Consider the following 13,849-nt stretch of genomic DNA (forward strand, 5'->3'; position numbering starts at 1 on the left):
GGCAATTTGTCTTTGGTTAGTCGTTGCTGGTAGCGCTGTCAACGATCCTTTGTTTGCGACAGTGGCTATGCTAAGAGCAGCAAATGGGTCGAAAACGCACCAAGTCAGGCAAAATCCGGCTGGCGGAAGTCGCCGAGCTTGCCGGCGTGAGCCCGATTACAGCGTCCCGTTTCTTCCGCAATCCCGAGGCGCTGTCGGTGGCCAAGCGGACGCGGGTCGAAAGCGCGGCCAAGGAGCTCGGCTACGTGCCCAACCTTGCGGCACGCGCGCTGGCCTCGCAGCGCACCGAGGTGATCGGTGTCTTGATTCCGTCACTCACCAACAACGTGTTTTCCGACGTGCTGCGCGGCATCTACGACGCCTCCGAAGGCAGCCGTTACTCGATCCAGTTGTCCAACACACGCTACAGTATTCTCCAGGAGGAGAAGCTGCTGCGCCTGTTTCTGGCGCAGAAGCCGGCCGGGCTGATCGTCACCGGCATCGACCAGACCGAGGAATCGCGCGCGATGCTGGAGGCGGCCGACTGCCCGATCGTGCAGATCATGGAGATCGGCCCTAATCCGGTCGACATGATGATCGGCTTTTCCCACTATGATGCAGCACGCGCGGCGATTGCGCACCTGTTCGCGCAGGGTCACCGCAAGATCGGCTTCGTCGGCGCACGCATGGATCCCAGGGTGCAGCGGCGGCTGGACGGATATGTCTCCGCCATGAAGGACGCCGGCCTGTTCGAGCAGCGCTTCGTCGTCACGACGGCGACGCCGACCTCGGTGACGCTCGGCGGTGCCCTGTTCACCGATCTCCTGGCGCGCGAGCCCGACCTCGACGCGGTGTTCTGCGCCAATGACGACCTCGCGCTCGGCGTGCTGTTCGAATGCCGCCGCCGCGAGATCGGCGTCCCCGAGCAGATCGGGATCGTCGGCTTCAATGACCTCGAATTCATGGCCTCCGCCGTCCCCACCCTCACCAGCGTGCGCACCAACCGCTACGAGATGGGCAAGACGGCCGCCACCATGCTGATCGAGGCGATCGAGGGACGGCGCCCGGAGCAGCCGGTGCTCGACCTCGGCTTCAGGGTGATCGAGCGGCAAAGCTCGTCGTCACGGCACCCGGACAATAGGCCCGCCCTGTCGGGCGGCGCTGCACCGAACAAAATGGTAGCGTTACCAAGCAGCCATGACTAGTATCGAACTTGTGAGGAAACGACCCGCCAACGGGCAGGCAGACCATTGCTCACGCCGTTGGGCATCGCACAAGCCGACAGCCCAAGATTTACGCCGGTGACTGACGCCAGTGCGTTTGCATTGCAGGAGAAAACAACAATGACAAAAAAGCCAACCAACGGGCACGCGCCCGGCAACGGCACCCGCCGCCACCTTCGCTCGCAGGACTGGTTCAACAACCCGCATAATCCGGGCATGACCGCGCTCTACATGGAGCGCTACCTGAACTACGGCCTCACCCGCGCCGAGCTGCAGTCCGGCAAGCCGATCATCGGCATCGCCCAGACCGGCAACGACCTCTCCCCCTGCAACCGCCACCATATCGAGCTCGCCCACCGCGTCCGCGAAGGCATCCGCGAGGCCGGCGGCATTGCGATGGAATTCCCGACCCACCCCATTCAGGAGACCGGCAAGCGCCCGACCGCGGCGCTCGACCGCAACCTCGCCTATCTCGGCCTGGTCGAGATCCTATACGGCTATCCGCTCGACGGCGTGGTGCTGACCACCGGCTGCGACAAGACGACGCCGGCCTGCATGATGGCGGCGGCGACCGTCAACCTGCCCGCGATCGTGCTGTCGGGCGGCCCGATGCTGAACGGCTGGCACGACGGCGAGCGCACCGGCTCCGGTACCATCGTCTGGAAGTCGCGCGAGCGGCTCGCCGCCGGCGAGATCGACTATGAGGAGTTCATGGAGATCGTGGCCTCCTCGGCGCCCTCGGTCGGCCATTGCAACACCATGGGCACCGCCTCGACCATGAACGGGCTGGCCGAAGCGCTCGGCTTCTCGCTGCCGGGCTGCGCGGCGATCCCCGCCCCCTATCGCGAGCGCGGCCAGATCGCCTACGAGACGGGCAAGCGCATCGTCGAGATGGTCTGGGAAGACCTCAAGCCCTCGGACATCCTGACCCGCAAGGCGTTCGAGAACTGCATCGTGATCAACTCGGCGATCGGCGGCTCGACCAATGCGCCGATCCACATCAATGCGCTGGCCCGCCACATCGGCGTCGAACTGTCGATCGACGACTGGCAGAAGGTCGGCCACGACGTGCCGCTGCTGGTCAACATGCAGCCGGCCGGCTTCTATCTCGGCGAGGAATTCCACCGCGCCGGCGGCGTGCCGGCCGTGGTGCGCGAATTGATGAAGCACAAGCGCATCCACGAGGACGCCCTCACCGTCAACGGCCGCGGCATCGGCGAGAACTGCAAGGATGCGCCCAAGCCCGACAACGACGTGATCTGGGCCTACGACAAGCCGCTGGTGAAAGATGCCGGCTTCCTGGTGCTGAAGGGCAACCTGTTCGATTCCGCGATCATGAAGACCTCAGTGATCTCCAAGGAGTTTCGCGATCGCTACTTGAACAACCCGAAGGACCTCAACGCCTTCGAAGGCCGCGCCATCGTGTTCGAGGGCCCAGAGGACTATCACGAGCGGATCGACGACGCCTCGCTCGGCATCGACGAGCACTGCGTGCTGTTCATCCGCGGCACCGGGCCGATCGGCTATCCCGGCGGCGCCGAGGTCGTGAACATGCAGCCGCCGGCGGCGCTGATCAAACGTGGCATCCTGTCCCTGCCCTGCATCGGCGACGGCCGTCAGTCCGGCACGTCGGGCTCGCCCTCGATCCTGAACGCGTCGCCGGAGGCCGCCGCCAATGGCGGGCTTGCGGTCCTCAAGACCGGCGACAAGGTGCGCATCGACCTCAACAAGGGCAGCGCCAACATCCTGATCTCGGATGAGGAGCTGAAGAAGCGCCACGCCGAGCTCAAGGCCAATGGCGGTTTCAAGCATCCGCCGAACCAGACGCCGTGGCAGGAGATCTACCGCAACACCGTCGGCCAGCAATCGACCGGCGCCTGCATGGAGCTCGCCACGCGCTACCAGAACGTCGCCGGCACCTTTGGTGTGGCGCGGGATAATCACTGACACTGTCATTCCGGGGCGCGACGCAGTCGCGAGCCCGGAATCCATAACCACGATCGGGAATATGGATTCCGGGCCTGCGCCTTGCGGCGCATCCCGGAATGACGACAAAAATTTCAAAGGAGAAAAACAAAATGGCAGACCGCCTCAAGGGTAAGCGCGCCGTCATCACGGCTGCGGCAGCGGGTATCGGGCGCGCTTGCGCCATCGCATTCGCGCGTGAAGGCGCAACCGTCATCGCCACCGACATCAATGAGGCCGGCATCGCTGGCCTGACCAAGGAAGGCATCGCCGAGGTCGCAAAGCTCGACGTTCGCAACACCGCCGACGTCAACGCCTTCGCCAAGCGCGTCGGCAAGATCGACATCCTGCTCAACGCGGCCGGCTTCGTGCACCACGGCACCATCCTCGAATGCTCGGAAGAGGATTTCGACTTCTCGTTCGACCTCAACGTCAAGTCGATGCACCGGACCATCAGGGCCTTCCTGCCCGACATGATTGCGGGCGGCGGCGGCAGCATCGTCAACATCTCGTCCTGCGCGGCCTTGAGGCCGCCGGCGAACCGCTACGTCTACAGCTCGTCGAAGGCGGCCGTGTCGCTGCTGTCGCGCGCGGTCGCGCTCGACTTCATCACCAAGGGCATCCGCTGCAACTCGATCTGCCCTGGCACCGTCGAGACCCCCTCGATGCTCGACCGCGCCGCCGCGCAGGGGCCGCAGGGCAAGGAGATGTTCATCTCCCGCCAGAAGATGGGCCGGCTCGGCACCGCCGAGGAGATCGCCAACATGGCGATCTATCTCGGCAGCGACGAGAGCGCCTTCACCACCGGCGTCGACCTCGTCGTCGACGGCGGCTACATGCTCTGATCAGCTCCTCATCCCGAGGAGGCGCGCGAGCGCCGTCTCGAGGGATGGGCCACGGGCTCCATGGTTCGAGACGCGCGCCAAGTGCGCGCTCCTCACCATGAGGGATAGGGAGGGTTTCTCGATGAACAAGATCGACCTCAACGGCCGCGTCGCTGTCGTCACCGGCGGCGCGCAGGGCTTTGGCCGCGCCATCACCGAGCGCTTCGTCGCCTCCGGCGCCAAGGTCGCGATCTGGGATTTCGACGCCGCGCTGGCCGAGAAAACCGCAAAAGAGATCGGCGGCGAGACAAAAGTCTTCAAGGTCGACGTCACCGACACCGCGGCCGTCGAGCAGGCGCGCGATGCAACGCTCAAGGCCTTCGGCAAGATCGACATCCTCGTCAACAATGCCGGCATCGCCGGCGTCAACAAGCCGGTCTGGGAGACCGATCTCGAGGAATGGCGCAAGGTGCTGCGCATCAACCTCGACGGCCCCTTCATCGTCTGCAAGGCGATCGTGCCTGAAATGCTCAAGCAGAAATACGGGCGGATCGTGAACATCGCCTCGATCGCCGGCAAGGAAGGCAACCCGAACGCATCGCATTATTCGGCATCCAAGGCCGGCCTGATCGCGCTGACGAAGTCGCTCGGCAAGGAGCTCGCCGCGCACGACATTCTCGTGAACGCAGTGACCCCGGCGGCTGCCAAGACCGCGATCTTCGACCAGATGACACAGCAGCATATCGACTTCATGTTGTCGAAAATCCCAAAAGCGCGCTTCGTGCAGGTCGAAGAGCTCGCCGCGATGGTGAGCTGGCTGGCATCGGAGGACTGCGGCTTCTCGACCGGCGCCGTGTTCGACATCTCCGGCGGGCGCGCAACTTATTGAGGCGATCATGACCCGGGAAGGTGGATGCCTGTGCGGCGCGGTGCGGTTCAAGGCGGAGGGCGAGCCGCTCAACGTCCGCATCTGCCATTGCCGCATCTGCCAGAAGGCAATGGGATCGCCCTATTTTGCCCGCGCGCAGTTCGACCAGCGTGCGCTCACCGTCGAGGGCGAGACCGGGCGTTACGCGTCATCGGAGAACATCGACCGCGTGTTCTGCAAGCAGTGCGGCACACGGCTGTTCGCCTGGCGCCGCAACGGCACGCTGGCCGGTGTGGCACTTGCGACCTTCGACGACCGCAACGCCTTTGCGCCGACCGAGCACATCTGGGTGAGCGAGAAGCTCGCCTGGGTGAAGCTCGATGATGGTCTGACGCAATATCCGGGAACGATCCCTGCTTGACGTCAGGCCTGATCTGACGCAGGCGCACTTGCCGGCTGAGTGCGCCCGCTCGTCGTTGCGATCCAGATCCCGGCGAATACCGCGACGATGCCGACAGCCAGATTCCAGCGCAGCGGCTCGTTCAAAAGCCAAGCGCCAACCAGCGACGCGGTGATCGGATTGACCGTCACCGAGATCGCGACGCACGTGGGCGTCGTGCGCTCAAGCGCGAAGGCCCAGAGATAGAAAGTCAGCGCCGCGCCGAAGGCACCGAGATAGGCAGCCGCCAGCCATTGCGGCGTGCCGAAGCCTGCGACCGGCGCAAAGCTGCCGCGGACATACGAGAGCAGGATCAGGCAGACCGCGCCCGCCGCCATGCTCGTGGTCGTGAACGCGATCGGACCGGAGCGCCGGATCAGCGGCTTTGACCAGATGCCGTAGAGCGCCATGCACAGCGCAGCCGCCATCATCAGGAGATCGCCGCGCCAGGCGCCTGACGGCGCCGAGGCGAGGTCGAAGAGCAGTGCGACCGCAACGCCAGACGTCGCGATCACGACACCGATCGATTTGCGCCAGGTCAGGGCTTCAGCGCCGAGCGCGGCTCCGATCACGAGCGACAACAGAGGAAGCGTCGACAGAGCGAGCGCGCCGCGCGCGGCGGTCGTGAAGATCAGCGACGCATTGAACAGGATCGGGAACAACGCAAAGAACAGAATGCCGAGTGCGACGACGGCGGCCCAGTCGCCTCGCTCCGGCCAGCGATCACCGCGCAACAGCGTGAGAGGCAACAGCAGCAGAAAGCCGATGCCGAACCGGAACGAGCCGATCGCCAGCGGATCGATGTCGCCCACGAGATAGCGCGTCGCGCCGATCGAAGTCCCGCCCAGCGCGCTCGACAGCACCGCGGCCAGAACGCCAAGAATCTCGCCCACGCTTCCTCCCGGTAATGCTTTGAAAGCAGCATAGGAGGCGCGCCGAAACAGGGAATGGAATTTCCGTCATGCCAGGATAAGTTTTCGTCATGAGCTCACCCGTTCTCGATCCTGATCTGCTGAAGGCGTTTGCCGCCGTCGCCGAGCATCGATCCTTCACGCGCGCCGCCACGACGCTCAACCGGACCCAATCGGCGGTCAGCGTCCAGATCAGGCGCCTGGAAGAGCGGCTCGGCGCAAAACTTTTCCAACGCACCAGGGCCGGCGTCGTGCTGACCCCGGCGGGCGATGAACTCCTCGTCTATGCAAAGCGGCTGCGACCTCAATGCAGAGGCCGTGGATGCGCTCCGCCCACGCAAGCGCGAAGCCGTGGTCCGTCTCGGCGTGATGGATGATTACGGTACGGTCGTCATTCCGCCATTGCTGGCGCAATTCGCCAAAAGCCATCCGGAGATCCGGGTCGAAATCGAGACCGGGCTGACGGCAACGATGCCGGCACGGCTCGGCGAGGCCTATGATCTGGTCATCGCCATGCATCCGGAGGGACACGGCGATGGCGAACTGTTACGGCGCGAGCAGGCGGTCTGGGCCGCCGCGATGTCATATTCGGTCCGGCCACACGACACGCTACCCGTCGCGCTCTACCCGCCTGGCTGCCTGTTTCGGCAATGGGCCGCGGACGCCCTCGATGCCGCCGGCATGCCCTGGCGCCTCGCCTTTGTCAGCCGCACGCTTGCGGCGGTGGAAGCGATCGCGGCGCAGGGCCTTGCGATTACGGTCGTAAAAGCCCGCACCCTGCCTTCCCGCCTGCATATCCTATCGGACGGCCTGCCGCCGCTGCCGGGAGCGGACATCCGCCTCCACCGCGCACGCAACCTGTCGCGTCCGGCGGCCCTGCTGGCCGATCATTTACAGCTTGGGATTTCGCAACCGGCGTCCCATATCCTGCCCTGAAGCGTTGCTGCACGGCCGGTTCGGCTGGACGGCTGCAAGGCCGCAAGCAAACCGGGATAGACGAGCCGTGAACATTTCCCTCTATGACCTTTCGGTGTGGGTGCTGCCGCTGGTCCTGGCCATCACCTTCCATGAGGCCGCGCACGCCTTCGTCGCGCATCGTCTCGGCGACAACACGGCCTGGCAGCTCGGCCGCGTCAGCTTCAATCCGATCAAGCACATCGACCCGTTCGGCACCCTGATCCTGCCGGCGATGCTGTTGTTTGCGCATTCGCCGTTCCTGTTCGGCTACGCCAAGCCGGTGCCGGTGAATTTCCGCAAACTCAACAACCCCAGGCTCGACATGGTCTGGGTGGCGCTGGCCGGGCCCGCGACCAACATCCTGCTGGCGCTCGCGGCAGCCCTCGCCCTTCACGCCCTGCCCTTGGCGCCGGCGGCGTCGGCGCAGTGGATCTTCGACAATCTCAAGAATGCGCTGGTCATCAACGCGATCCTGGCCGTCTTCAACATGATGCCGATCCCGCCGCTCGACGGCGGCCGCGTCGCGGTCGGGCTACTGCCCCGCCCCCTCGCTTTGCCGCTGGCCCGGCTGGAGCCGTTCGGTATGCTGATCCTGATCGGCCTGTTGATCCTGCTGCCGCTCGCGGGCTCGCAGTTCGGTCTAAATCTTGATGTTATTTCAGCAATACTGCGAACGTTGACCGGTTATGTGATTCAGGCTGTTCTCTTCCTGACCGGCAATGCGTAGTTGAACAGACCGCTCCGAACACACGCCGAAGGGCCAGAGGCCGACTTGGTCAAAGCTGCCGATATGCTGATCGCGCGACGCGCGGACACCCGTGCCCGCGCCGATTTCGCCACCTGGAAGATGATGGCCAAGCTCAACGGGGCATCCGCGCTGCCTCCGGAAGCCCAGGAGTTCCTCAGCAGCTACAAGAACCTGCTGGCCCGGATGAGCGAGGGCGAGGCCACCGAGGCCACCATCGCCGCGATCTACAAGGCCTACTATGCTGAAATGGGCGGCGGCGGAACACCGCCCGATGTCCGCCCCCGCCAGGCTGAGCCGGCGGCGGACAATGTTACCGCTTTCCGGCGCCCGGCACCGAAGCCGAGGACGACCGGCTTTTTCGGGACTGGCACGGCCGCTGGAACCCAGAAACGGCCGTTGCCGGTGGCGTTGATCTTCGCCTGCCTGGTGGTCGTCTATGTCGGGATCCGGTTTTACTGGCGCTGAGCCGACTTCTTCTTTTTCTTCTCGTCCGCCGGCTTGAACACGATGTCGACGGTGCGTTCGATCCGATCCTCTGTCAGCGCGGCCGGCGGCTGCGGGAACGGGTCGGACTTGCGGACCATGGCGATCGCGGCGGCATCGTAGGCCTTGTCGCCTGATGACGTCACGATATCGACCGACAGCACGTTGCCCATCCGGTTGAGCGCAAAGCTCACCTTGGCCGTTTCGTTATTGGGGTCCTTGCCTTCCGGATTGACCTTGTGCGCCGAAAGATGCGCGCTGATCTTGCGGTTCCAGTCAGCGGTCACCTTCAGGATGTCCTTGCCGATACCCATCACCGGCGCCATGGCCTTCTCGGCCTCGCGGGTTGCGTCCTCGAAGGTCTGGCGCTCCATCGCAATCGACTTCTGCGCGGCTTCCATGGCCGGCGTTTCGACGGCGGCGATCTTGGGATCGTCGTCCTGCTCCTTCTTCGGCTTGTTCTCGGTGACGAGCCGATCGGCCTCCTCGACCTGTTGCGGTCGGTCCTGGGGAAGATCCGTCTCCTTGACCTCGGCCTTTTGCTCGGGCATCTCCGGCCGCTCTTCCTGCTCTTCGGAGTCCACAGGCCCGGGCGGCATATCGGTCTCGCGCGGCGGCGGCGACGTCATCTCGACCGCGAACTCCGCTCCCGCAGCCCCCAGCCCTTCCTCGCTGTCGTCGGCCTTCAGATTTGCGAGCGCGAGCGCAGCGCCACCCACATGGAGGGCGACCGCCGCGACGGCAGCCAGCGTCCAAAGGGCGACAGGCAATATCCAGAGCTTTCGCAACGATCTGGGTTCGAGCTCGGCGTCAGACATGACTGACCTCTAAGGCTGCGCAGGGCCCGCGGCAGGCGTTCCCGCCGCCGTGGGAGGCCCCTCGAGTGCAACCAGCTTCACTCGTGTGTAGCCGCCGGAGCGCAACAGCTCCATGACACCCATCAGCTCGCCATAAGGCACCGAGCGATCGGCGCGCAGGAAGAGGTACTTGTCCTTGCTCATGTCGGACATGGAGTCGAGGGTCATGGTGAGCTCGGCGCGGTGGACGGTCTCCTCGCCTATGGCGATCGTCAGATCGCGTCTGATGCTGAGATAGGTCGGCTTGTCCGGCTTCTTCTGCGGTATCGCGCTCGAGGTCGGCAGGTCGATCGGCAGATCGACCGTGGAGAGCGGCGCTGCGACCATGAAGATGATCAGCAGCACCAGGATGACGTCGATGAACGGCGTGACGTTGATGTCATGCGTTTCCGAGAAATCGTCGTCGTCATCATTGTCTGTGAGCGAGACGGCCATGGTTCACTCCGCTGCGCGCGAATGCACGCTGCCGTGGCTGCGGTCGAGATCGCGCGAGAGCAGCCGCGCCGCCGCGCCCGAGGCCCGGCTGACCAGCTCGAGATAGCCCTTCGTCACGCGCGAGAAGTGATTGTAGATGATGACGGCGGGAATGGCGGCGACGAGGCCGATCGCGGTGGCGAGCAGCGCCTCGGCGATGCCGGGGGCGACCACGGCGAGGTTCGTGGTCTGCGACTTCGAGATGCCGATGAAGCTGTTCATGATGCCCCAGACCGTCCCGAACAGGCCGACGAAGGGCGACGTGGAGCCGATGGTGGCGAGCACGCCCATGCCGATGCGGATGCGCCGCGCCTCCGCGCGCACGATCTCCTGGAAGCTAGAGGCTGCACGCTCCTTGATGCCGGCATCGCTGGACAAGCCGGCCGACATCCGCGCCTCGCGCAGCGCCGCCGCCAGAAACGACGGCAGGATGCCCTCCTTGGCGCCGAGCGCCATCTGCGCTTCGGCGAGCGAGCGTGCCTCCGCGACCTTCTTCAGGGCCGAACGCAGCTTGGCCGAGGCGACCGACAGCTCGATCGACTTCGCGATCAGCACCGTCCAGGTCATCAGCGATGCAAAGGCGAGACCGATCATCACCGCCTTCACGATGACGTCCGCCGACATGAACATCACCCAGGGCGACAATTCCTTCATGGCGGGCGCGGTGGATACAGCCTCGGACTTCGCAGCCGGTGCGGCGGCCGTCGGAGCCGCGGCGGCCGAGGGGGCCGCGGGAGCCGCCGCCATGGGGGCGGTCACGGGCGCAGCCGCCGGCGCCGACGGCGCTGCCGCCGGAGCGGGTGCAGCAGGCTGAGCCTTCTGGGCCGGTGCCGGCGCGGCCGGCTGGGTTTGTGTCTGGGCGGAAACAGGTGATGCGAGCCAGGTGGCCGCCAGAAGGACGGCTGCGGCAAGGCTGGCTTGGAAGGTTGTGGTCTTCATACTTCGGCCCAGTAGCGAATGAGGTTGTGATAGATACCCGTCAATTTGACCGTTTCGGGATCGTCACGCCCGAGCCGTTCCACCAGCGCCTGTATCGCGGTGTCGAGGTCAAAGATCATGCTCCGGGCTTGATCGTCCCGTATCATGCTCTGAAGCCAGAAGAAAGACGCAACCCGCGTTCCCCTCGTCACCGGCGTGACGAGGTGGAGGCTGGTCGAGGGATAGAGCACGCAGTCGCCGGCTGGCAACTTGACTTCGTGCGAACCGTAGGTGTCCTCGATCACAAGTTCGCCACCGTCGTATTCCTCCGGTTCGGCGAGGAACAGCGTCACCGACAGGTCTGTGCGGATGCGAAGGCCGGTCAGCCGGTCGCCTCGGATCGCATTGTCGACATGCAGGCCGAAATGGTGGCCGCTGTCCGCCGCATAGCGGTTGAACAGCGGCGGGAAGATCTGGAGCGGGATTGCCGCCGCGATGAAGCGCGGGTTCGACGTCAGCGCCGAGATGATGCGGTTGCCGAGCTTGCGCGCGACCTCGCCGTCCGGCGGCAATTGCTCGTTGCGCTTGACCATGGCCGACTGCGCGCCCGCGGTGGAGCGGCCGTCTTCCCACGCGCTGGCGTCCATGATGCGGCGGAAATCCGCCACATCATCTTTGCTCAGGATGCCAGGCAGGCAGGTCAACATGATCAGAACTTCGCCGTCGTCACGAGGTAGAAGGCCCGGCCCGGTGCGACCGCCACGAACGGTACGTTGCTGCGATAGAACGAGTCGTAATAGAGCTTGTTGGTCAGGTTCTGCGCGTAGAACTTCATCGTCCAGTTCTTGTCGATCTTCTTTTCGACGAACGCATCGAAACGCCAATAGCTCGGCAGCTCGTTGGTATTGGCCGCGAAGGTGCCGCCATAGACCTTGGAGCGATAGACCGCCTGGCCGCCCAGCTCCCAGCCGTCGTCGAACTTGTACTTGGTCAACATGCTGAACGACTGATGGGCAACGTTGGCAAGCTGCAGGCCGAGATTCGAGGCGACGCCGCTCTGCGTGACCTTGGACTGCATCAGCACCAGGCCGCCGAAGATGCTCCAGCGATCGGTGATCTTACCCTCGGCTTCGATGTCGATGCCCTGGATCCTGTAGGCAGCGCCCGACGTCAGCAGGCCGTTGACGGTCTCGCGCGCGTTGTCCTTGGTGGTCTGGAACAGCGCACCGGTCACCAGCAGGTGGCGATCGGCGAGCTCCCATTTGGTGCCGAGCTCGATTGCCTTGTTGCGCTCTGGCCCGAGCAAGAGGGTCGAGTTGGGGGGAACACCGCCGTAGTCGGTGCCGGTCGCGTCCAGCTCCGAACCGAACGGATTGGCCGAGGTCGCATAGGCTGCATAGACGCTGCCGATCGACATCGGCTTGTAGACCAGACCGACGTTGTAGTTCACCAGATCGGCGTTCTGCTTCACATAGTTCGAATTGTTCGACGCGCTCTGGCTGTAGCCGTCGTAGCGCACGCCGCCGTTCACGATGATCGTGTCCTGCCAGTTCGCGGTATCCATGACATACACGCTGCTGGTGTTGACGCCGTAGCGCGTCGGGTTTCCAACCAGCGAGGGCGTGCCGAAGCCGGTGAGATAGGTGTACTGAGGGGAATAGACATTGACCCCCGAGATGGCCCCCGTGCTCGTAAAGGGCGAGCCGGCCAGTTCCGACGAGAGGCCGGCGTAGCGGTCGATCGAAATGTTCTCGTTCGAATATTCGACGCCGAACACCGCGGTGTGCTTGACCCCGCCGGTGTCGAGCTTGAACGTGGCCTCGTTCTGATTGGCCCACACGTCCACGTTCTGGTAGCGGCTCTGCGCGCTCGCCGTCGTGGTCCAGAGCAGCGGATTGCCGCTGATCGTCACCGGGTTCTGCGGCAGCGTGCCGATGTAGTTGAGCAGCGAGTGCTCGCCGCGCACCTTGCTGGTCAGCGTGATGGCTTCGTTGACCTTGTACTCGATCGTGCCGGTGCCGAAATCCTGCCGCGCGGTCTGGAAGTCGCGGTTGAGGAAGCCGTACCAGTTACCGCGCGGAATGCCCGCCGACGTCACCGGCACGTTGCCCTGCTTGTAATAGGGCACGCCGAAATCCGGCAGGCCGCTGAGGTCGGTGTGGACGTAGTTCGTCGTGATCTTGATGTCGTTGGTCGGGGTGTACTTGGTCGAGATGAAGGTGCCCCAGCGATTGTCGGTCACGTAATCGCGGCCTGCGACATTGGCGTCCTGGAACAGGCCGCCGGTGCGCACCGAGAAGGTCGGATCGACCACCTGGTTGACGTCGATCGTGACGCGCTTGGTCCGGTCGGTGCCGAACTCGGTATCCATGCGCTGGAAGTTGCGGTCGCCGGCCTGCTTGGTGACGATGTTGATGGCGCCGCCGGCGGTGCCGCGGCCGGCATAGGAGGATGCCGGGCCGCGCAGGATCTCGATCTGCTCGGTGAAGAAGTTCTCGCGGATGGAAACCGCGGGATCGCGGATGCCGTCGATGAAGACGTCGTTGCGCGCGTCGAAGCCGCGGATGAAGAAGCGGTCGCCGAACGCGTTGCCACCTTCACCCGAGCCGAGCGTCACGCCGGCGGTCGAGCGCCCGATCTCCTTCAGCGTCGTGGCGTTCTTGTCCTCGAGCACTTCCTTGCTGAGCACCGTGATGGACTTGGGCGTGTTCAGCATCTTCTCGGGAAACTTGCCCGAAGCCTGGACGTGGTCGACCTTGTAGGGCGCGGCCGGATCGGAATAGGGATTACGGTCCGCTTCGCCGGCCGGTGCCGCGGGAGCAGCCTGCTGGGACGCCTGCTGCCGCTGCGCGGCGCGGCGAAGCGCGTTGCGCGCGCGGACCTGATCAGGTGTCGGCTTCGACGCCGTCGGACGCGGCCGCTGCACCGGAGCATCGACCGTCACCGGCGGCAGGTTCGACTGCTGCGCCTCTGCGCCGCTCGAGACCGACGCCACCGCGATCAAGCTCGCGACCGCCGAGACCTTCTTGCCGGAAATGCCCGAAGACTTTTCATCCACCGGATCGAACGCTGCCACCGAACGCAACGACTTCGGTGCGACCACCTGCCCCATTACAACACGCCCCATCTTCATGTTCGCTCACTCACTTCGACGAGCGATTGGGCTGTTGGTATCGGCGGCAAAATAGTGGGTCAATGCGCGC

15 protein-coding genes are annotated in these 13,849 nt (G+C 64.7%); 9 read left to right on the forward strand and 6 right to left on the reverse strand.

The window, feature by feature from the left end; genetic code table 11:
- Positions 1 to 83 precede the first annotated feature (83 nt).
- The 5 genes from gntR to IQ16_RS13245 all read left to right on the forward strand — a co-directional run bounded on the left by gntR (position 84) and on the right by IQ16_RS13245 (position 5,280).
- Positions 84 to 1,184 carry an HTH-type transcriptional regulator GntR gene (gntR, locus tag IQ16_RS13225; protein WP_018645713.1) on the forward strand — a complete coding sequence of 367 codons (1,101 nt, stop codon included), beginning with the start codon at positions 84 to 86 and terminating at the stop codon, positions 1,182 to 1,184.
- A 138-nt stretch (positions 1,185 to 1,322) separates the two neighbouring features.
- Positions 1,323 to 3,149 (forward strand): IlvD/Edd family dehydratase, encoded by a 1,827-nt coding sequence (locus tag IQ16_RS13230; RefSeq protein ID WP_018645712.1) that lies wholly within the window; start codon positions 1,323 to 1,325, stop codon positions 3,147 to 3,149.
- Between the two features lie 131 nt (positions 3,150 to 3,280).
- The gene (locus IQ16_RS13235) at positions 3,281 to 4,012 is read left to right on the forward strand and encodes an SDR family oxidoreductase (protein WP_018645711.1); all 732 of its coding nucleotides are present in this window, start codon (positions 3,281 to 3,283) and stop codon (positions 4,010 to 4,012) included.
- 121 nt (positions 4,013 to 4,133) lie between these two features.
- The gene (locus IQ16_RS13240) at positions 4,134 to 4,880 is read left to right on the forward strand and encodes an SDR family NAD(P)-dependent oxidoreductase (protein ID WP_018645709.1); all 747 of its coding nucleotides are present in this window, start codon (positions 4,134 to 4,136) and stop codon (positions 4,878 to 4,880) included.
- A 7-nt stretch (positions 4,881 to 4,887) separates the two neighbouring features.
- A complete protein-coding gene (locus tag IQ16_RS13245) occupies positions 4,888 to 5,280 on the forward strand; it encodes a GFA family protein (RefSeq protein ID WP_018645708.1) in 393 nt (130 codons plus the stop codon).
- Between the two features lie 2 nt (positions 5,281 to 5,282).
- Here the strand turns inward: IQ16_RS13245 and IQ16_RS13250 are convergent, their stop codons facing one another.
- Positions 5,283 to 6,191, reverse strand: a complete 909-nt coding sequence (locus IQ16_RS13250) for a DMT family transporter (RefSeq protein WP_018645707.1) — start codon at positions 6,189 to 6,191, stop codon at positions 5,283 to 5,285.
- An 89-nt stretch (positions 6,192 to 6,280) separates the two neighbouring features.
- Here IQ16_RS13250 and IQ16_RS47495 point away from each other — a divergent pair, with 89 nt between their 5' ends.
- The 4 genes from IQ16_RS47495 (at position 6,281) to IQ16_RS13265 (ending at position 8,379) form a co-directional block, all read left to right on the forward strand.
- On the forward strand, positions 6,281 to 6,586 hold the full coding sequence (locus IQ16_RS47495; protein ID WP_347340198.1) for a LysR family transcriptional regulator: 306 nt from the start codon (positions 6,281 to 6,283) through the stop codon (positions 6,584 to 6,586).
- Entirely contained in the window at positions 6,528 to 7,145 is a 618-nt protein-coding gene (locus IQ16_RS13255; RefSeq protein WP_347340199.1) for a LysR substrate-binding domain-containing protein, read from the forward strand. Before IQ16_RS47495 ends, IQ16_RS13255 begins: the two co-directional genes overlap by 59 nt.
- 67 nt (positions 7,146 to 7,212) lie before the next feature.
- Complete coding sequence (locus IQ16_RS13260) at positions 7,213 to 7,893, forward strand: site-2 protease family protein (RefSeq protein ID WP_026312420.1); 681 nt, start codon at positions 7,213 to 7,215, stop codon at positions 7,891 to 7,893.
- A gap of 63 nt (positions 7,894 to 7,956) precedes the next feature.
- Entirely contained in the window at positions 7,957 to 8,379 is a 423-nt protein-coding gene (locus tag IQ16_RS13265; RefSeq protein ID WP_018645704.1) for a hypothetical protein, read from the forward strand.
- Here IQ16_RS13265 and IQ16_RS13270 read toward each other — a convergent pair.
- The 5 genes from IQ16_RS13270 to IQ16_RS13290 are packed head-to-tail and all read right to left on the reverse strand — an operon-like array spanning position 8,367 to position 13,758.
- Complete coding sequence (locus IQ16_RS13270) at positions 8,367 to 9,215, reverse strand: TonB family protein (protein WP_026312419.1); 849 nt, start codon at positions 9,213 to 9,215, stop codon at positions 8,367 to 8,369. The two genes, IQ16_RS13265 and IQ16_RS13270, sit on opposite strands and share 13 nt — an antisense overlap.
- A gap of 9 nt (positions 9,216 to 9,224) precedes the next feature.
- Positions 9,225 to 9,689: a TonB system transport protein ExbD gene (gene exbD, locus IQ16_RS13275; protein ID WP_018645702.1), complete on the reverse strand. Its 465-nt coding sequence runs from the start codon at positions 9,687 to 9,689 to the stop codon at positions 9,225 to 9,227.
- 3 nt (positions 9,690 to 9,692) lie between these two features.
- Positions 9,693 to 10,667 (reverse strand): tonB-system energizer ExbB, encoded by a 975-nt coding sequence (exbB, locus tag IQ16_RS13280; RefSeq protein WP_018645701.1) that lies wholly within the window; start codon positions 10,665 to 10,667, stop codon positions 9,693 to 9,695.
- A complete protein-coding gene (locus tag IQ16_RS13285; protein ID WP_018645700.1) occupies positions 10,664 to 11,353 on the reverse strand; it encodes a Fe2+-dependent dioxygenase in 690 nt (229 codons plus the stop codon). Before IQ16_RS13285 ends, exbB begins: the two co-directional genes overlap by 4 nt.
- 2 nt (positions 11,354 to 11,355) lie before the next feature.
- Positions 11,356 to 13,758 carry a TonB-dependent receptor gene (locus IQ16_RS13290; protein ID WP_018645699.1) on the reverse strand — a complete coding sequence of 801 codons (2,403 nt, stop codon included), beginning with the start codon at positions 13,756 to 13,758 and terminating at the stop codon, positions 11,356 to 11,358.
- Between the last annotated feature and the right edge of the window lie 91 nt (positions 13,759 to 13,849).

The sequence above is a fragment of the Bradyrhizobium huanghuaihaiense genome, assembly GCF_007830635.1.
GTDB lineage: Bacteria > Pseudomonadota > Alphaproteobacteria > Rhizobiales > Xanthobacteraceae > Bradyrhizobium > Bradyrhizobium huanghuaihaiense.